At 68.3% G+C, this 18,236-nt stretch carries 18 protein-coding genes; 11 read left to right on the top strand and 7 right to left on the bottom strand.

Going from position 1 to position 18,236, the window contains the following annotated elements; all coding sequences use genetic code 11:
- Positions 1–35 precede the first annotated feature (35 nt).
- The 3 genes from ACVW2K_RS02450 to ACVW2K_RS02440 form a co-directional block, all read right to left on the bottom strand.
- A complete protein-coding gene (locus ACVW2K_RS02450) occupies positions 36–419 on the bottom strand; it encodes a VOC family protein (RefSeq protein ID WP_457201398.1) in 384 nt (127 codons plus the stop codon).
- A gap of 285 nt (positions 420–704) precedes the next feature.
- Positions 705–1,589, bottom strand: a complete 885-nt coding sequence (locus ACVW2K_RS02445) for a hypothetical protein (protein WP_457201397.1) — start codon at positions 1,587–1,589, stop codon at positions 705–707.
- A gap of 433 nt (positions 1,590–2,022) precedes the next feature.
- The gene (locus ACVW2K_RS02440; RefSeq protein WP_028638585.1) at positions 2,023–2,319 is read right to left on the bottom strand and encodes an antibiotic biosynthesis monooxygenase family protein; all 297 of its coding nucleotides are present in this window, start codon (positions 2,317–2,319) and stop codon (positions 2,023–2,025) included.
- 236 nt (positions 2,320–2,555) lie between these two features.
- On the opposite strand from ACVW2K_RS02440, the gene ACVW2K_RS02435 reads away from it, so the two are divergent.
- The 3 genes from ACVW2K_RS02435 to ACVW2K_RS02425 all read left to right on the top strand — a co-directional run bounded on the left by ACVW2K_RS02435 (position 2,556) and on the right by ACVW2K_RS02425 (position 4,666).
- On the top strand, positions 2,556–2,780 hold the full coding sequence (locus ACVW2K_RS02435) for a matrixin family metalloprotease (protein WP_457204038.1): 225 nt from the start codon (positions 2,556–2,558) through the stop codon (positions 2,778–2,780).
- Positions 2,781–3,081: 301 nt separating this feature from the next.
- On the top strand, positions 3,082–4,002 hold the full coding sequence (locus ACVW2K_RS02430) for a slipin family protein (protein ID WP_081790581.1): 921 nt from the start codon (positions 3,082–3,084) through the stop codon (positions 4,000–4,002).
- A 439-nt stretch (positions 4,003–4,441) separates the two neighbouring features.
- A complete protein-coding gene (locus tag ACVW2K_RS02425; RefSeq protein WP_457201396.1) occupies positions 4,442–4,666 on the top strand; it encodes a hypothetical protein in 225 nt (74 codons plus the stop codon).
- Positions 4,667–5,209: 543 nt separating this feature from the next.
- Here ACVW2K_RS02425 and ACVW2K_RS02420 read toward each other — a convergent pair.
- Both ACVW2K_RS02420 and ACVW2K_RS02415 read right to left on the bottom strand, forming a co-directional pair.
- Positions 5,210–6,028, bottom strand: coding sequence for a GNAT family N-acetyltransferase (locus ACVW2K_RS02420; RefSeq protein WP_457201395.1), 819 nt, complete (start codon positions 6,026–6,028; stop codon positions 5,210–5,212).
- A gap of 94 nt (positions 6,029–6,122) precedes the next feature.
- Positions 6,123–6,899 carry a hypothetical protein gene (locus tag ACVW2K_RS02415; RefSeq protein WP_457201394.1) on the bottom strand — a complete coding sequence of 259 codons (777 nt, stop codon included), beginning with the start codon at positions 6,897–6,899 and terminating at the stop codon, positions 6,123–6,125.
- Positions 6,900–7,520: 621 nt separating this feature from the next.
- On the opposite strand from ACVW2K_RS02415, the gene ACVW2K_RS02410 reads away from it, so the two are divergent.
- From ACVW2K_RS02410 to fabG, 7 genes are all read left to right on the top strand, one after another.
- A complete protein-coding gene (locus ACVW2K_RS02410) occupies positions 7,521–9,443 on the top strand; it encodes an AAA family ATPase (RefSeq protein ID WP_457201393.1) in 1,923 nt (640 codons plus the stop codon).
- Positions 9,444–9,714: 271 nt separating this feature from the next.
- Positions 9,715–9,915 carry a PH domain-containing protein gene (locus ACVW2K_RS02405; protein WP_457204037.1) on the top strand — a complete coding sequence of 67 codons (201 nt, stop codon included), beginning with the start codon at positions 9,715–9,717 and terminating at the stop codon, positions 9,913–9,915.
- A 134-nt stretch (positions 9,916–10,049) separates the two neighbouring features.
- A complete protein-coding gene (locus ACVW2K_RS02400; protein WP_051549439.1) occupies positions 10,050–10,388 on the top strand; it encodes a hypothetical protein in 339 nt (112 codons plus the stop codon).
- Between the two features lie 552 nt (positions 10,389–10,940).
- On the top strand, positions 10,941–11,405 hold the full coding sequence (locus ACVW2K_RS02395) for a pyridoxamine 5'-phosphate oxidase family protein (protein ID WP_028638589.1): 465 nt from the start codon (positions 10,941–10,943) through the stop codon (positions 11,403–11,405).
- Positions 11,406–11,980: 575 nt separating this feature from the next.
- Entirely contained in the window at positions 11,981–13,546 is a 1,566-nt protein-coding gene (locus tag ACVW2K_RS02390; protein ID WP_457201392.1) for a peptide chain release factor 3, read from the top strand.
- A 276-nt stretch (positions 13,547–13,822) separates the two neighbouring features.
- Positions 13,823–14,155: a hypothetical protein gene (locus ACVW2K_RS02385; protein WP_457201391.1), complete on the top strand. Its 333-nt coding sequence runs from the start codon at positions 13,823–13,825 to the stop codon at positions 14,153–14,155.
- Complete coding sequence (gene fabG / locus ACVW2K_RS02380) at positions 14,152–14,886, top strand: 3-oxoacyl-ACP reductase FabG (RefSeq protein ID WP_457201390.1); 735 nt, start codon at positions 14,152–14,154, stop codon at positions 14,884–14,886. Before ACVW2K_RS02385 ends, fabG begins: the two co-directional genes overlap by 4 nt.
- Before the next feature lie 39 nt (positions 14,887–14,925).
- Here the strand turns inward: fabG and ACVW2K_RS02375 are convergent, their stop codons facing one another.
- The gene (locus ACVW2K_RS02375) at positions 14,926–15,228 is read right to left on the bottom strand and encodes a lipopolysaccharide assembly protein LapA domain-containing protein (RefSeq protein WP_457201389.1); all 303 of its coding nucleotides are present in this window, start codon (positions 15,226–15,228) and stop codon (positions 14,926–14,928) included.
- A gap of 210 nt (positions 15,229–15,438) precedes the next feature.
- Between ACVW2K_RS02375 and ACVW2K_RS02370 the strand changes: the two genes are divergently transcribed.
- On the top strand, positions 15,439–16,809 hold the full coding sequence (locus ACVW2K_RS02370) for an FAD-binding oxidoreductase (RefSeq protein WP_028638600.1): 1,371 nt from the start codon (positions 15,439–15,441) through the stop codon (positions 16,807–16,809).
- Here ACVW2K_RS02370 and ACVW2K_RS02365 read toward each other — a convergent pair.
- Positions 16,806–18,173 (bottom strand): NAD(P)-binding protein, encoded by a 1,368-nt coding sequence (locus tag ACVW2K_RS02365; protein ID WP_457201388.1) that lies wholly within the window; start codon positions 18,171–18,173, stop codon positions 16,806–16,808. The two genes, ACVW2K_RS02370 and ACVW2K_RS02365, sit on opposite strands and share 4 nt — an antisense overlap.
- Positions 18,174–18,236 lie beyond the last annotated feature (63 nt).

The raw sequence follows: 18,236 nt of genomic DNA, 5'->3' as shown, positions 1-18,236 counted from the left end.
AACTGCATCCGGTGGCGCCGCGAGTGATCGGGGGATCAGGCACCGCTCCCATATGGACGGGTGATGATCTCCAACCAGTGCCCGTCCGGGCCTTCCCAGTAAAGGCCGCGGCCACCGTCCTCGTGGTTGATCTCGTGCGGTTGGCGCTGGAAGGGGTCAGCCCACCACTGGCGGCCGTTGTCCCGCAGGCGATCCAGGATGAGGTCAAACTCCCCCTCGCTGACCAGGAACGCGTAGTGCTGACCGTGAATCTCACCCTTGGTGTCCATGAAGTCCAGGCTCGCGGCGTTGTCCAACTTCAGTTCGGCGAACGGACCGTATGCCGTCGCCTCAGGCAGACCCAGCACCTCGCCGACATCGCGAGCAGCAGCCCAACGATCCCTCACGCGCACGATCGTGTGATTCAGCTCGATACTCATGGGCTCTCCTAGGGATGTCGATTCTCGGTGGCGCGTGCCCAACATTCTGCGTATCCGAGGTTTCGACCCGTGAAGACCTCCATGTCGTCCGCGCCGCAGCAGTGCGGTGGAACGTTCTGCGCCAGGTCACGCCGATGCGCTGATGCGGCGAATTGACGCAGGTCGCAGCGCAACTGAACTCAGTTCGCAGCCGGCTCCGTCGTTCTGAGTCTCCATTGCGTCGATGTGTCTGATGGCAGTCGTGTGGGGCGCGTCGGTGGTCGTGTGCCGCAGCCCTCTGGCCGTTCACACGTCCTCGTCGAGCTCGGGAGCGATCGAAGGGCGCTGGTCGGCGACGAGTTTGCTCGGGGCCTTGTCGACGAGCTTCCCGGCAGTGCTCGAGACGTCGCTGGCGTCCGCTCCGGTCGCCCCGAGCCGGGCCGCGACGGCGACAAGCACGGGGTCGGAGAGGACCGTGATCCCGAGGATGCCAAGAACCCATCCGGCGTATGCGCAGACTAGGACGAGCCGGCGGGCCTGAGCGCGGGTGATCGAGGGATGGTCGGCGCCGATCTGGTCGGCCGCGTCGTCGAGCAGCACATCGAGGGCTGCGATGTCGGAGATCTCGGCCTCGAACTGCTGGATCGCCTCCTCGGGGACGTCGGCCGCATCCGCGATCTGTTGGAGGTCCTCGAGAGTCTCGATCGGCACGAAGGCGGGCTGCGGGTCGGTGGTATCCCAGGTCTGAGCCGGGGCACTGTGCTTCAGTTTCGGGTGCACGCCCCGTTCCCAGGGAGAGAACCGGGCGTCGAGCGGTGGCTGTAGCGCGGCTACGACCTTCTGGATGCGGCGGCTCCACGCACTTTGCCCTGCGTCGGCGGCCGCCTGATCCGCGACGCGAGCGACTTCGACGGCCAGATCAATCGTGCTCTGGTCGATCGAACGGAGAAAAACTCCAGTCTGCTCCTCTGTTCGCCGTACCTCGACGAGCTGCTGCTGGAGACGCGTGTAGTTCTCCATGAAGCGCCGCAGCGCAGGTGAGCTCGCCGCTTCCGCCACCTGGGCCTGCACCTGCTCGAGCTCCGCGGGCCGCGCCGCGACCCCGGCTTCGCTGCCTAGGGCCTCACGCACCTGCGACGAGTTGAGGATGCGGCGGAGCGTCTGTGCAGCATGCACGTAGTCCTCGGTCACGGCAGCCTCCTCCCCACCCGAAGGCTATCTCGCCGGAGAGTTCCCTTGCCCGCAGTCTTCGACAAAGCCAGGCGGCCGTAGAGAGTGCGCGCTTGTCTCAGAGCCTTGCGGAGTTGGCACCACATCGGGCAGCGCAGCCATAAGTTCAGAGGAACGTCGAGCGCTGCCTTGCAATAGTCGAGAAGGACTGGACGCCGACCTGACGTTGTCGATCATTCATGCAAGCGTCGACCGCCTTGGACGTCCATGGCCGCCGCGGAACGGCGCGGGACGCCGCGGAGCGGCGCGGGACGTTGATCGCGGCGGAGCGTCGCGCCTTGGACGTCCATGGCGTGTGACGACGACGCAGGAATCTAGCGGCGCTGCCAGTCGCCGAGCTCAGGCGGTCTCTTCGGTGGGCACACGGGTAAGGGTGGCATCACCGGATCAATCCTCAGGCCTGTTCTTCTACCACGTCGTACCAGACGGTAGTGGACGGTCCATCCTCCAGGCCGGCCAGTTCAGCTCGGGTGGCCTTGAATGCTTCGTCGTCGTGCCAGCGGGCCCAGTGCTCCCGTGACTGCCACGTGCCGATGATCGCACGCCGCTGCGGGTCGTCGGCCTCTCGGAGCAGCTGAACGGCGACCCATCCGTCCATGTCCGAAGCGGCCCGGACGCGCTCGTGCATCGCCCGGTCCCACTGATTTCTTGCCTCTTCCCTCAGGGTCACGCTCGTAACGACGGTCATCATGGCTTGGCTCCTCGCTGTCGGACAATCTTTGCCGTAGGTGTGCCCCACGTACGACATAAGCATCCGCCCGATGCTCGGGGAAGCCCGACGCTGACCGGCATGGACTTCCTGTGACGCAGGCATGCCTCTGCCCGAGTCCCCGAGGATGGTCCATCATGTTGCCGGTTCTCCGGGACTGCGGAGCGCGCGTTGATCCAAGGCGCAAGACCTGCGCGCATGCGGCGAAGTGACTCGCTCTGCCCCGGAAGCTGGAGGCTCCTTCGGTCGCGCGGCAGAGCGCCGAGCACAACACGGCCGTCGAACAGGCCGTCGTCATGCACGAGCTCGGCCACGTCCTGGGCCTCGGGCATGTCGAGGACCCGGCCCAGTTGATGTATTCCTCTAACGCCGGCCAGCTGACCTACGGCGCTGGCGACCTCAATGAGCTTGCCAAGCTCGGCTCAGGGAGCTGCGGCGCCTGAGGCTGGCCCGTTCAGTGATCACGCCTACTACCGACCCGCATGCATCGGCTCATCGGGCACGAGGGAGCACCTTGGGCACGCTCCGGTACGAGCCGCCCACACATCGACAGACACCAGATAAGTCGCGGGGATAGGCGGCGAAGTGACGTATTTCGGGCCGTACGGATTGTCCTGACTTCTCATTCGGGTCTTGGCCCGTCCCTGGGTCGCTGGCAGCCCGGGCCTGCGAGCGACGCGGATCATGCCGGTCTTGGCCGACGTAGGCTGGAGGACGAGGCGGTACTCATCCCCGGAGGTCGTCATGGACGTCCTGCTCTTCGTACTCGCGACACTGCTCGTGCTCATCGTCGTGGGCCTGTCGGCCAGTGTTCGGGTGGTCAAGCAGATCGAGCGTGGTGTGGTGTTCCGGCTGGGGCGCGCCCAGCGAGAGGTACGGCGGCCCGGCCCCACCATGCTGATCCCGTTCGTGGACCGGATGAGGCGGGTCAACATGCAGGTCGTGACCATGCCGGTCCCCGCCCAGGACGGCATCACCCGCGACAACGTGACCGTGCGGGTCGACGCGGTCGTCTACTTCCGAGTGATGGACCCCATGCGTGCGGTCGTCGAGGTGCAGGACTATCAGTACGCGATCTCGCAGGTGGCGCAGACCTCGCTGCGGTCCATCATCGGCAAGAGCGAGCTCGACGACCTGCTGTCCGACCGCGAGCGTCTCAATCAGGGCCTCGAGGTGATGCTGGACAGTCCGGCCGTCCCGTGGGGTATCGAGATCGATCGCGTGGAGATCAAGGACGTAGCGCTACCCGAGGCGATGAAGCGGTCGATGTCGCGGCAGGCGGAGGCCGAGCGGGAGCGCCGCTCCCGGGTCATCACCGCGGACGGTGAGTACCAGGCGTCCAAGAAGCTCTCGCAAGCCGCGGCGGCGATGACGGCGACGCCGGGTGCCCTGCAGTTGCGGTTGATGCAGACGATGGTCGAGGTGGCGGCTGAGAGAAACTCGACGCTCGTGCTGCCGTTCCCGGTGGAGCTGCTGCGCTACTTCGAGGCGGCCGCCCACGCCGCCGACCCCGCCGTGCCTCGGGCAGGCATCCCGGATCGGGAACCCGCCTCAGACGAGTCCGTCCCAGATCCGGCGTCCGCCGCAGACGGGCCGATCCTCGACATGGCGCCGGATGCGGTGCGCCCTTCGCGTGACCAACTCGGCATGTTCCCCGTGGAGTGAGCACTCTTCACGGCTCGACGCACCGCTCCTGTCCCGGTGGAGCGAGCGCGCGTCTGTCGCCCGGGCGTGTCATGGCCGATCTCGCGAGGTCGGGCTAGGACGCCTGCTGTCGGGGCGACGTGACGCAGCTTGAGAGCGCAGGATTCGGGCCGGATGCGATCTGCATGGTCGCGGTCGCCATAGCATCGAACTTGGCGACTTTCCGCAGATTCCTCCCGCTGACGTTGATGCTGTGGCGCTGCTGGTCTCGCTGACTGGGTCACCAAGCATGAGCTGCTCCTCACCGCTCACTGAGGCCAGCGGGGGCAGCAAGAGGTCGGCCACGCTGATCGGCTCCGGGTGTGACCGGAGGCGGACCCCGGGTCAGCGAGTGTGGCGGCGCAGCGATCGTGATGCTGCTTGCGTGGCACGTGAGCACCGGCGCGGCTAGCGTGCCTTCATGGCAGACGTCGTGCTTCGCGTCCGGTTCACCAGCGGCGATCACACCGACGTCAAGTATGAGGATCCAGATGGAACCGATCAGGGCCAGGTCCTCGAACAAGCTGTTGCAGCGCTGAGATCCGATGACGGTGTCCTTCGTTGCCAGCACGGTGATCGGCTGCTCGTGCTGTTCGCGCGCGGCGTTGCCTCTATCGAGCTGGCGCCCCGCGGCGCGATCCTCTGACCGGGGCCTGATTTCATGAGCGACTCGATCAGTAGCGGCTATTAGACGATCCCCGGTATGACGCGCCGGCCTGATCGAGGAGGATCACGTGCATGACCCGGTCGCGGTTCGGGTGGGAGGGAACCGTTGTCGGCGCCGCGCCTCAAGAGAATTGTCGGCATGCACCTCTAGAGTTCGTCTGGTGAATCGACGATGAGCAAGGAAGCAGCAGTGCGGGCGATGCGAGAGGCTCGATACAGCGCGGCATCAACCAGGCCGATGGCCGCCTCGACTCCGACCAGACGAGCGGTTCGACCCGCGACGGTTCAGGAAGCCAGCCCGGCTTCTTCAGCTTCTCCCACCGACGCACTGTGCGGGCACCGTTCGATGAACGGCGGCACGTGCACACGCGAGCAGGGTCACGCGGCAAAGAGCCACCGCTACTCCTGACGGTCCGCTGTCTTGCTGCGTAGCGTTCGATAGGCCCGACCGATCGGAAGGCGGGCTGCGCGCCTTCGCGGCGGAATGATGCACCTGTCGGCGCGCTTGCGGTGTTCGGTGGGGTCAGCGCCGCCAGAGGTAGGGCGTCGTGGTGGAGACCTTGAGGAAGCCGTACCGTTCCAGGATGGGACGGGAGTACTCGGTGGAGTCGCTGTTGATGAGGGTCTTGCCCCTCCGCAGTGCCGACCTCGCCCGCGCTGCGGTCAGGGCGCGATAGATCCCGCGACCACGCCATTCCTCCAGTGTCGAGCCGCCCCAGATCCCGGCGAAGTCCGTCCCGGGAACGGGTTCGAGCCGACCGGCGGAAACGATCTGCCCGTTGTGCTCCGCGACCCACAGCTCCATTCCGTCATCGAGGGAGAGCCGGCGCAGCAACGCGTCAGCCATCGCCTCTCCCTCGGCGGGTTGGTCGCCGAAGGCCCGCGCACCCATCGCGCTCATCGCGCGGACATCGCTCTCCTCGCTGACCTGCCGCAGCATCACGCCTTCGGGCAACGGCACTTCGACCGCGAGCCGCTGCGCCTGGCCGATCATGATCGACTCCGCTTCCTCTGCGACGAACCCGTGGGCCAGGAGGCTCTGATGCAGTCCTGGCGCGTAGTCGTGCCCCCGTGTCTTCCACTCCACCCGAGTGATCTCGGGATCTGCCCCGTAGTGCGCGAGCGCCGCCTCGACCAGTCGAGAGATCGCGTCCGCGTCGGCTCCACCCAGGTCTTGGTAGGTGACGAAACCGCGACCACCCGAGAACGTCACCAGCCGCAACGGACGAAGGGCAGCCACCGAGACTGCACTCGGTGTCTCTGCGTCGGTCCGCAACTGCTCGTCGTAGGCGGCGAGAAACCGAGATCGATCATCCATGCTGATCATGATCGGGGAATCCATGAGCGCACTACCAGCGGATTCCGCAGGCCTGCCCCGCGACGCAGAGCCTCGCTCCACCCCTGGTGCTTGCGCCGTGGACGCGGCACCGAACGGATCAGCCGAGGATGGTCGCGACGTCGTCGACAAGCGCCCAGGTGCCGAGTGCAGCGATCGTGACCAGCACACCCTGCCCGAGTCGTTTGGCCTTGGCTGGCAGCGCCGGCTCGGACGGGTCCCGGGTGCTGGCGCCCGCGGACACCCACGCCGCGACGAAGATCGGCACGAGGAGGACCAAGCCGATGCCGGCGGCGATCCAGGTGGCCAGCAGTGGGCTGACACGGGAGCGGGACGCGCTCATGAACCACGACTCGTCACGCAGCCAGTGCTCGGCGAGGGCAGCGAAGATGGCAACCACGCCGACCGGGAGCGCAACGAACAAGGCGATCGCGAGCCACCGGGGCTCGAGCCGGGTGAAGTCGACGCCGCCGGGGTGGATGATCGCGACCGCTGCCACCGGCACGCCGAAGCCGACCGCGGAGGTGACGACGCGTACTGCGCCGGTACCGACGAGGAACGGCCGCAGGAGCAGGTAGAACGCGGCGCCGATCGACGTCAGTTGCAGGCACGCGCCGGTCAGCTGTGCAGTCCCGCCGAAGGTGACCTGGCCGATCACGAACCCGTCGTCGGAGATGGCGCCGGCAACGTCGGCGTTGAGCGAGGCGAGCAGGCTCATTGCCAGCCGGGCTGCGACGGCCGCGACGAGACCCGCGATCAGCGCGGCCCAGCCGCCCGCCGCCGCCTTGCGGACAACGAGGTCTTGAGTCAGCGGGCCTCCCAGACCCTTGCTGCCGCGCGCGCTCTTACTACTGCCCACCGAGGAGGTTTCGGCCATGGGTCAACGGTCCGCGAGAAGCGCGCCGGCGGTCAATGGTCCACACGGGCCATGCCCATCGACGCGCTGCTTGTGGCAGCCCCCGTCATAGACCAGTTGCGGCCCGGCTCAGCTCAGCGTGCCGTCGCGGGCGACCGCGTGGACGAGTCCTCCCTCGAAGGACGACGGACCGACGCCGCCATCCGGCTCGTAGCCCATTGGGGCGCCGTGTCGCGGCGGATAGACGCACCTCGGCGGGGACCCGGATCGCGGAACGCTTCATCCGCCCTCGCGTTCCGCGACCTGCGGCACCTCTGCTGTGCCCTAATCCGCCCATCATCCTTCACTTCTCGGCAAGGAGGACCGTCAGCCGAGATCACGTTCCGTCAGGATCGATGGAATTTGCCGACTGTGACCAGATGACGATTTTCCCGCGGGAGACGTCCCTGCCTTACGGGCCAGCTCGTCAGCGCTGCCATGCGGTCCACGCGAACGCCTGGACTGAAAGTGACCGCCCTGGGGTCCGAGTGGTCCCCAGAGTTGGGGACTGAACGCGCGATTGCCGGCCGACGCTTCCTCCCTCATCGACGATGTCGACGGCGGAACCTGAGGGCCAAAGGCATGTCTGGCGGAGGTGGACGGGTGACGAAGAGGCTCAAGCATGGACCATCACTGCTGACGGATGCAGGGGTAGGGCGCCTGGTCGCCTCCGCCGCCGACGTCGGCGCTGCCCGCGAGCGACGTAGGCAACTCGCCCTCCGCCGACTCGCGCTCGTTCTGGCCCTGCTGTTGGTGTGGCTGTGGTGGCGCCTGGTCCGCGGCGACCCGATGGACATCCGCTCGTGGCGGCTCCCGACGTTCGACCCGTTCCTGGTCATGGCCTCGTTGCTCCTGTTCACGATGGTGGGCACGCTGCTCGGCGCGACAATCGGGGCGGGCCGCTCGCCCCACATCATGTTCAAGCCGGAACAGATCGAGGTCACCCTGGACGACGTCAAGGGGGTCGACGCCGTCAAGGAGGACGTAGTCCGCTCCCTCAACCTGTTCCTCGCCCATCGCGCCTTCACTGAGGAGATGGGAGGAACGCCGCGGCGAGGACTGCTCTTCGAAGGGCTACCAGGAACCGGGAAGACACACATGGCCAAGGCGATGGCCCGCGAGGCCGGCGTGCCGTTCCTGTTCGTGTCCGCGACCTCGTTCCAGTCGATGTACTACGGCGCTACAGCACGCAAGATCCGCTCCTACTTCCGCGCGCTGCGCAAGGCCGCCCGACGCGACGGCGGCGCGATCGGCTTCATCGAGGAGATCGACGCCATCGCGATGACCAGGGGAGGCATGGCCGCCGGGTCCGCTCCGAGTCACGCCGAGCCTGTGCTGCCGTTCGACTCGTCCCTCCTCGGATCCACCTCATGCGGCTGGAACGCGCCAGCCACAGCGCTCACCGTCAACCTGACCGCAGCGACCAACCGCTCGACCATCAGTGAGGGCACCGGCGGCGTGGTCAACGAACTCCTCGTCCAGATGCAGTCGTTCGACGAGCCGAGCGGTCCCCAGCGCATCCACGCCTGGCTGGCCGAGCAGCTCAACGCGCTGCTGCCGGCCCATCGACAGCTGCCCCGGCCCCTGCCCGCGCCGACGAACGTGCTGGTCATCGCGGCGACGAACCGAGCCGACAACCTCGACCCCGCACTGCTCCGCCCAGGCCGCTTCGACCGCCGGCTGACGTTTGACTCGCCCGGGCGGGTGGCCCGCCGCGAGCTCGTCGACCACTTTCTGACCCGCAAGGCACACGTATCCGAGCTGGACGACGACGACGTCCGGGAGCATGTGGCCGCCCTGACCCAGGCCTACACGCCCGTCATGATCGAGCACCTGCTCGACGAGGCCCTGGTCAATGCGCTGCGGCGCGGGGACCGCGCGATGACCATCCGAGACATCGAACGCGCCCGGCTGACCGAGGAGATCGGCCTAGGCCAGCCTGTGCAGTACACCGACCAGGAGCAAACCCTGATCGCCACCCACGAGGCTGGGCACGCCACCACGGCCTGGCTGGTCGCACCCGAGCGACGCCTGGAGGCCCTCACCATCATCAAGCGCCGCGACGCACTGGGGCTGCTGGCACACGGCGACCGGGACGAGGTCTTCACCCGATCGCGGACCGAGATGCTCAACCTGATCCGGATCGCACTTGGCGGCATGGTTGCCGAAGAGCTGTTCGTATCTGACGTATCGACAGGTCCCAGCGGGGACCTGATCACAGCCACCACGGTGGCGGCGCAGATGGTCGGGGTGTGCGGCATGGACGACAGCCTGGTCTCGTTCCAGGCCGTCCAGGGTGCGGCACTGTCGGACACCAACATCGTCGGGCGGGTCATCGGTGATCCCCAAGGTCGGGCGGCGGTGGAACGTCTGCTGCACCAGCAGAAGCAGCATGTCCATGACCTGCTAGCTGAGAACAGGCACCTGGTCGCGGCCCTGCGGGATGCGCTGGTGAGCCGCCACGAGTTGATCGGCGCCGAGATCACCGCCGTGCTCGAGGCCGCAGTCACCCGACATGAGAACTGAGTGATCCTCGTTGAGTGTTCGGGTCTCTGAAGCACCGGTCCCAGTGACCACGCTCAGGGTCTAGCCCCCAGGTCCTATCGCTCCGACGGCTCCCTCCTCGTGAGGCTGGTGGCACCTGTTCGTCGACATGGAGGAGGAAGTGACAACCATGTCGCAGCACGGCCCGATCCGAGCTCTGATCGGGTCCGGAGCGCTCGCGATCGTCTTCACGTCCCTGGTCCGCGCGGTCGGCCGTCGTCGGCGGCGAGCCTGACGCCGTGATGCGCAGGGCATCACGGGCAAGAAGGTAGAGATCTACTCCTTGCCCTACAGCGCTATCAACATGTGGTCCTCAGAGAACGCTGGCGGGATGCTGGATACGAACGCGGAGCTCGAGATGTGGACGCGGGCCGGACACATCAAGATCAAGGTCGGAAAGGGCGCAGACATCCGGCGTTTGGACTCGTTGATTGCGTGGGCTGTCCTCAAGTAGGGCTGTGCCGAGGTGGATCGTCGGCAGTCGGTCCCCGCGCCTTCGATGGCGGGGAAGTGACGCGGTGGCCCGTCTCGCCAACAGTTGCAGCCAGCCACGGGACTGACATCGACGGACAGTGTCAAGATGGCCGGGTGGCATCGGACTCCCGCATGGTGGCTTTGGGCTTCGGCAAGTTCGCGCGTGCGGACCGCATCTTCGCGCTCGAGCGAATCATCGGCGAGGAACGGGGCGACGGCCGGCGCACCCGAGTCTGGATCGACGGAGTCGCCGATCCGTTGATCGCCTCGCGAACCGAGGTCACAATTCTTCGCCACATGGGCCAGGATTCCGCGATCGCAGGACCCGATCTGGACGAGGCACTGGACCTGGCCGCGCGCCTGGCAGCTGCGGCCGAGGCGGGGCGGGTGGACCTGAGCGACCTTGGCCGGCGGGCGCGGCACCTTCTGGCCTCGACGACTGAATCCGCATAGGGCTCGCGGTTACTCCCCGGCAGTCGCGGTGGAATGGGCTACGCCGGGCTGACACCGATTCACGCAGCAGAACCGGACCTGGCGCAGGGGGTCCTCTGCCTCACGGTGGGTGCAGCGGTCGTTCCGCTGCTGCTTCTACTGTCGCAACAAGGAATGGTCATTTCACTCGACGTCCGTTTCCTGTCGGCAGCGGCGCTAGCCAGCGGCGCGGGCGATTGCGGCCTGCTGGCGGTCCCGTCGTCGGTAAACTTCATCGCCCCGGCACGTGGACCCAAACGACGCCCGTCGGCGATCGACGAGGGACGCTGGCGCCGAAGATGGAGCTCCGATCGAGTCGCTGTAGTGCGACTCACCCACAACCTGTCGCGACGTTGTGACGCACCGCGCGCAGCGCGCAGTCACACTCGCGCCGTTACTCGATGAGGAACGCCAGCGGTGCCGCAGGAGCCCATGACGTTCAGTGCTTGCCGTCGCACGAGGCATAGGCGTTCACTTGTAGGCCCAGCACCGCGCAGAACCGCCGGCGCGCCATGTAGTGAGAGGGGGCTCGCAATGACCGGATCGCAAGGGGACCTGCATCTGCTCGAGGACCCGGTAGCACAGGAGCTGCTCGGCTCGAAAGAGTTGGCCCGTCTCGCCTACTCCTGGCTTGATGGCACCCCACGGGTGGTCCCGATCTGGTTTCACTGGACCGGGGAGGCGCTGACGTTCGGAAGCCCACCGAAGGCGCCGAAGCTCCGTGCACTACAGCGAGAGCCGCGGGTGGCCGTCACGATCGACGCGGGAGGCGGATGGCCGTACCACGCGCTGATGGTTCGTGGTGACGCTGCGGTGGAGATGCTGGAAGACGTCTCCGATGAGTATGCCGCCGCCGCGCGCCGCTACTTCGGCGATGACCAGGGCAATGCCTGGGTCCAGCAGCTGAGCGGTCAGCCGATGGCCAGAATCACGGTGACGCCGTCGTGGGTGGGCGTGCTCGACTTCGAGACCAGGTTTCCGAGTGCGCTGTCCATGTGAACCATCCTGACTCTCGCTGGATGTGAGGATGTCTGAGCCCACGAGCGTGGCGAACGTCCCGGGTCTACCTTGCGCCAACGCGGCGGTAAGACACGGCTACGAGCTTGGCGACGAATGAGAGTCGAGCCTTGCTGGTCTGACCAGGGACCCTCCCGACGTGTCATGGCGCTTGGCGGCTCGCGGGTGCACCATCGGTGGATGGTGCGGTGGCGATGGTGGCCTGCGGTTCCTGAGTCGAGGACGTGCAATTGCGGTGAGCCGCTGGAGGTCCGCGTCGTAGGTGCCGCGCAGCGCTGGGGCGGGGAGCCGGTTAGCAGCATGTGGTGCTGGCACTGCCGGCGGTGTGGCGACGTTCGGGTTAGCCGACAGCGGTAAGTGCTCGAGTCGTGTCCGGGCGGGCCTCTCCAGTCATACGATCGGACATACGCCCTTCGGCGGCGAAATGACACGGACGTGTGCTGCGGGGCCCTGCCGGTGATTGTCGTCGCGTTGACCACCAGCGTTCTCGCCCGCGGTGGAGCGAAGGGGCCACGCAGGAGTCGAGGTAGTGACCGGTCGGCGGTTAGGTTCTTCCGGTGCCCGACTCTCGCCCCCGCCGTACGTTCGCCGTGATCAGCCACCCTGACGCGGGCAAGTCGACCCTGACGGAGGCGCTCGCTTTGCATGCCCGGGCTATCAACGAGGCCGGAGCCGTCCACGGCAAGGGCGACCGTCGCGGCACGGTGTCCGACTGGATGGCGATGGAGAAGGCCCGTGGGATCTCGATCACCTCGGCCGCGCTCCAGTTCACCTACCGCGACCACGTGGTCAACCTGGTCGATACCCCCGGCCACAGCGACTTCTCCGAGGACACCTACCGGGTGCTCTCCGCCGTTGACTCGGCGGTGATGCTGGTCGACGCGGGCAAGGGCCTCGAACCTCAGACGCTCAAGCTGTTCCGGGTCTGCGCGCTGCGCGGCATCCCGGTGATCACCGTGATCAACAAGTGGGACCGTCCGGGCCTCTCGGCGCTGGAGCTGATGGACTTGATCCACGAGAAGATCGGGCTCCGCCCGACACCGCTGACCTGGCCGGTCGGGGAGGCGGGAGACTTCCGCGGGGTGCTGGACCGTCGCACGGGCGAGTTCGTGAAGTACACCCGCACTGCCGGCGGCGCCACGCGCGCCCCCGAGCGAAGGATGGGGCCCGGCGAGGTGGAGGAGCCCGACGCCCGGGCCTGGGCGGCCGCGGTCGAGGAGCACGAGCTGCTCGAGCTCGACGAGGCCGACCACGACCAGGAACGCTTCCTGGCCGGGGCGACCACGCCGGTCATGTTCGCCTCGGCGCTGCAGAACTTCGGCGTGGCCCAGCTCCTCGACCTGCTGCTCGAACTCGCCCCAGCGCCCAGCGAGACCAGCGGCGTCGACGGCGCGATCCGCCAGGTCACTGACGACTTCAGCGCCTTTGTCTTCAAGGTGCAGTCCGGGATGAACGCTGCCCACCGCGACCGCCTCGCCTACGCGCGGGTGGTGTCCGGCTCCTTCGAGCGCGGGATGGTCGTCACTCACGCTGTCACCGGCCGGCCCTTCGCCACGAAGTTCGCCCAAGCAGTCTTCGGTCGCGAGACGACGTCGGTCGAGACCGCCGAGGCCGGCGACATCATCGGCTTGGTGAACGCGAATGCGCTGCGGGTAGGCGACACCGTGTACGTCGGTCCGTCGATCCAGTACCCGCCCGTGCCGACCTTCGCCCCCGAGCACTTCATGACCGCCAGCGCCGGCGACATCGGCCGCTACAAGCAGTTCCGTCGCGGTATCGAACAGCTCGACCAGGAGGGCGTCGTCCAGGTGCTGCGCTCGGACCTTCGCGGCGACCAGAACCCGGTCCTCGCGGCGGTCGGGCCGATGCAGTTCGAGGTGGTCGAGGACCGGATGACCAACGAGTTCAACGCCCCCATCCGCTTCTCGCGGCTCGACTACCAGGTAGCCCGGCGTACCGATGCCGACGGCGCCGCCGCGCTGGCCGGGATCCGGGGTGTCGAGGTCCTGCAGCGCAGCGACGGCACCCACCTGGCGCTCTTCGTCGACCAGTGGCGGGCCAAAACGACCGCGCGCGACCACCCCGACGTCATGCTCGAGGCACTGCCGGCCGGAGGGAGCTAACCAGTACCGGGCGACCAGCAGGCCAGCCTCACCAGTCGAAGACGGCGCCCAGTGCCAGAACCGGCACGTCAGCTGCGGCCGCCTGGCGACGAAATGTCGCACACCATCCGTTTACCGCAAGGCGGGAACCCGGGCCATAGCTTCCAGGTGGTGCTCAAGACCCGCGCGGTCTTGACCGTTAGTGCGCGTCCGTTGCCAGCCTCCGACCGCTGATCGTCCGGGCCTCGATCCGCAGGACGAGCCATCGCGATCCACCGACCCATGATCTACGGCCCGATGGGACCGTTCACCAACCAGCCGCCCGCGCACGAGGCGCAGGTCGAGTGGGTCGCGCGCGCCATCGAGTTCGTCCGCGACCGGGGCGCCGGCTCGATCGAGGCCAGCCAGCAGGCCGAGGACGCCTGGATCGCCGAGTGCGACGAGATCGCGAACCAGACGCTGTTCTCCGTCGTCGACTCCTGGATCAACGGGTCGAACATCCCCGGCAAGCCGGTGACCAACATGTTCTACATGGCCGGGATGGCGGCGTACATGGACAAGATGCAGGCCGAGGAAAACTCGGAGTACGCCGAGAACTTCGTGCTCGGCAACGCCACCGTCCCCGCGTGACCGGCCTGCTGAGCGGGCGCACCGCCGTCGTCACCGGCGGTGCGCAGGGGCTCGGCCGGGCGATCGCGGAGCGGTTCGTCGCCGAGGGCGCCCAGGTGGTCGTCGGCGACGTCGACGTGGCGGCGGCGGAGTCGTGCGCTGCCGCTCTGGGCTCGGCGCTCGCCGTCCGCTGCGACGTGACGTCCGAGGACGACGTGGCGGCGCTCGTCGACGCCGCGGTCACGACGTACGGCGGGCTCGACGTGATGGTCAACAACGCGGGCGTGCTGCGGGACGCGACGATGCGCAAGATGTCGCTCGACGACTTCCGGCTGGTGCTGGACACCCACGTGCAGGGCACCTGGCTCGGCACCCGGGCGGCCGCCGCGGTGATGCGGGAGGCCGGCACGGGCTCGATCGTGAACATGTCGTCGATCTCCGGGAAGGTCGGCAACGTCGGCCAGACCAACTACAGCGCCGCGAAGGCGGCCGTCGTGGGCCTCACCAAGGCCGCCGCGAAGGAGGTCGCCCACGCCGGAGTCCGTGTCAACGCGATCCAGCCGGGCCTGATCCGCACTCCGATGACCGAGGCGATGCGGGAGGACATCTGGCAGCAGCGGCTCCGCGAGATCCCGATGCAGCGCTTCGGCGAGCCGTCGGAGGTGGCGGCGGTGGCGCTCTTCCTCGCCAGCGACCTCGCGAGCTACCTGACGGGAACGGTGCTGGAGGTCACCGGCGGCCGGCACATGTGACGACCACCCGGGAGCCGCCGGCCCGCCCGGCTGAGCGGATCACGGCTGCCGGTCGCGGCGTACCCGCCGGCGCAGCTGCAGGATCCGCAGCGTGCCGACCACCGCGGTCAGGGCGATCCCGATGACGGCGGCGACCAGCAGCGCCACGGACAGCGGGGCGCTGCCGTCCCACCACAGGAACGACAGGTGCGCGTCCTGGGTGTTCTGCGCGATGAAGACCACCAGGAGGAGCAGCAGCAGCGCGGCGGCGACCACCCCGATCCAGGCCCCGCTGGTGCGGGACCGGCGGAGCGGGTCCTTGCCGTTGGTCAGGGTCTCGGAGGTCGTCGGCTGGTCGGTCATGCCGACCGGTACCCGAGCGGGATCCCGTTCAGTCCGGTGCCGTCCGAACGGCACGCGAAATGGCCCACCTGAGCGATGCGGCCCGGCAGGTCCCGGGCCTAACGTCGATGGGGACAAGTCCTGCCGCGCCCTGCTGCGCCTCGTGACGCCCTGACTCTCCTCGACGCCCCTGTCGCTCCGGACGCGACCACACCTGCCCGAGGAGGGCGCATGAGCATCAATCTGGACACGTTGCGGGAGTCGATCAGAGGCACCGTCACCGGACCGGACGACGACGGGTACGACGCTGCGCGGGCGGTGCGGAACGGCATGATCGACAAGAGACCCGCGGTGATCGTGCGGGTGGCCAGTGCAGGCGACGTGATGACCGCGGTGCGGTTCGCGGCCGACAGCGACCTGAGCGTCGCCGTACGCGGCGGCGCCCACAGCGTCCCGGGCTTCGGCACCGCGGACGACGCCCTCGTCGTCGACCTGTCCGCCATGCGCGGGGTGCGGGTCGACCCGATGACCCACACGGCGCGCGTCGAGGGCGGCGCGACGTGGGGCGACATGAACGCGGCGACGTACCCGTTCGGCCTCGCGACCACCGGCGGCATCATCTCGACCACCGGCGTCGGGGGCCTCACCCTCGGTGGCGGCATCGGCTACCTGGCACGCGGGCACGGGCTGTCCCTGGACAACGTGGTGGCCGCCGACGTGGTCACGGCCGACGGCAGCTTCCACGTCGCGAGTGAGAAGAACGACCCGGACCTGTTCTGGGCGATCCGCGGTGGTGGCGGCAACTTCGGCGTGGTGACGTCCTTCGAGTTCCGGCTCCACCCGGTCAAGGACATCTACGGCGGCCCGATGTTCTTCGAGCTCGACAAGGCCGGAGACGTTCTGCGGTTCTACCGGGAGTTCATCCAGGACGCACCCGAGCAGCTCGGCGTGTTCCCGGCGTACCAGATCGCCCCGCCGCTGCCGTTCATCCCGGAGGACCGCCACGGAGAGCCGTTCATCGCCATGGTGGCCTGCTGGGCCGGCGACCTCGAGGCGGGGGAGAAGGCACTGAAGCCGATCCAGGACATTGCGCCGCGGGTAGCCGAGATGGTCGGCCCGATGCCCTATCCGGTGCTCAACAGTGCCTTCGACGCGCTGGTCCCGCCGGGGCTGCACCACTACTGGAAGGCCAACTTCGTCAAGGAGCTCACCGACGACGCGATCGCCGCGCACCTCGAGCACGGGCCGAAGCTGCCGGCGGTGAACTCCACCATGCACATCTACCCGATCAACGGCGCCTGCCACCGGGTCGCCCCGGACGCGACGGCGTTCGCCCACCGCGACGCCACCTTCGCGACCGTCATCGCCGGGATGTGGCCGCCCGACCAGGTGGACGACGCGACCGGCACGGCCTGGGTCCGCGACTACTACGACGCCACGGCGCCGTACTCCGAGGCCGGCGGCTACACCAACTTCGCCGCCGAGGACGACCAGGACCGGGTCCGCGCGAACTACGGGCCCAGCTACGACCGGCTGCGGGAGATCAAGATCAAGCTCGACCCCGGGAACCTGTTCCGGCACAACCAGAACATCGTGCCCTAGCCACTCAGCTCGACGAGGCGGGCCACGCCCGGCCGGGTGTGGGCCGCCAGCCGGGCGAGCGCGTCGTCGAGCCGGGCGGAGGGCGCCGTGTCCGGCGGGACGCGCGCCGGGTTCAGCGCGACCCGGTTCGACCACTCCTTGATGTCCGGCTCGGCCCCGAACGCCGCGGTCGCGCGGAAGCCGGTGACGTTCATCTGCGCCCAGTCGACCAGCGTGTTGCCGTACGACGACGGCGGGCACAGCCGGTTCTTCTCGGCGTCGTCGTCGCGGGTCGCCTCGACGTACCCGCTGACGGCCGCGCCGAAGCAGGGGAACCCTGCGCGCACCGGCTGCAGCGTGATCGCGCCGGGCTGCCAGATCGGGACGCGGCCCGGCAGCTTCAGCCCGTCCGCCGCGCAGTGGACGACGACCGCGTCGGGCTGGACGGGCACGTCGCCACCCTCGAGCTCGAGCCGGCCGCGGCTGACGGCTCGGACGTGGCCGAGGCGGACGACGTGCTCGATGCTGCGCAGCAGGTCGAGCTCCCACCGGCCGAGCGTCGGCGCCTTGGCCATCGTCGGGGTGACCGTGCGGTCGATGCGCAGCATGATCCCGAGCTCCTCGAGCCGCAGGAACAGCTCCGGCAGGGACGGCGCGGCCGCGGCTGCCTCCATCAGGTCGGCGACCATGGCGAGGTAGATGGAGGGATCGGGCTGGATCAGCGCGCGGTCGAGCATCCACGGGTCGCGGGGTCGCACCCAGACGATCGCGTCCGGGTCGACGCCGTGACCGAGCAGCCAGATGCAGGTGTCGGTCGCGGTCTTGCCCGACCCGACCACGACGTACTGAGACGGTGCCTCCTCGACGGCGACGACGCCGTTCGCCGGGATCACGCGCGCGCCGTCGCCGATCGCGAAGGGCGGGGGCGTCTCGGCGGGGATGTCGGGGGACAGGTAGCGGGCGTCGACGATCCGGCAGTCGTCCGGAACCACGAACTCCTGCCCGGACACCCGGGACACGAACGTGCGGTCGCCGCGGTAGTCGCAGCCGCTGAAGAGCTCGACCCGGCCGGTGTCGACCAGCCGCCGCAAGGCGCTGCTGTAGTAGGCGGCGATCGCCGGCTGGTCCGCGCGCTCGTGCAGGCCCGCCTCCGGGCCGTGCTCCTGGAGCCGCCCGCCGAGCACCGTCGAGGGGACGCCGTAGAACGTCGAGGACTGGTGCAGCCGGACGAACGGGTACGCCGAGAGCCAGTGCCCTCCCGCCGCGTGACGACGGTCGACCATCGCCACGCGTACGTCGGCGTGATCGACCAGGGCGTCGGTGAACGCCATGCCCATGGCGCCGGCACCGACGACGAGGTAGTCGGCCTCGACGGTTCGGGTCACGCCGTCACCAAAGCACCGCGTGCCCGCGCCCGTCCAGCATCGAGCGCGGTGGGCCAGAGCGGT

The sequence above is a fragment of the Nocardioides sp. HB32 genome (genome assembly GCF_054058995.1).
This window is presented reverse-complemented; position numbering and strand designations above follow the sequence as displayed.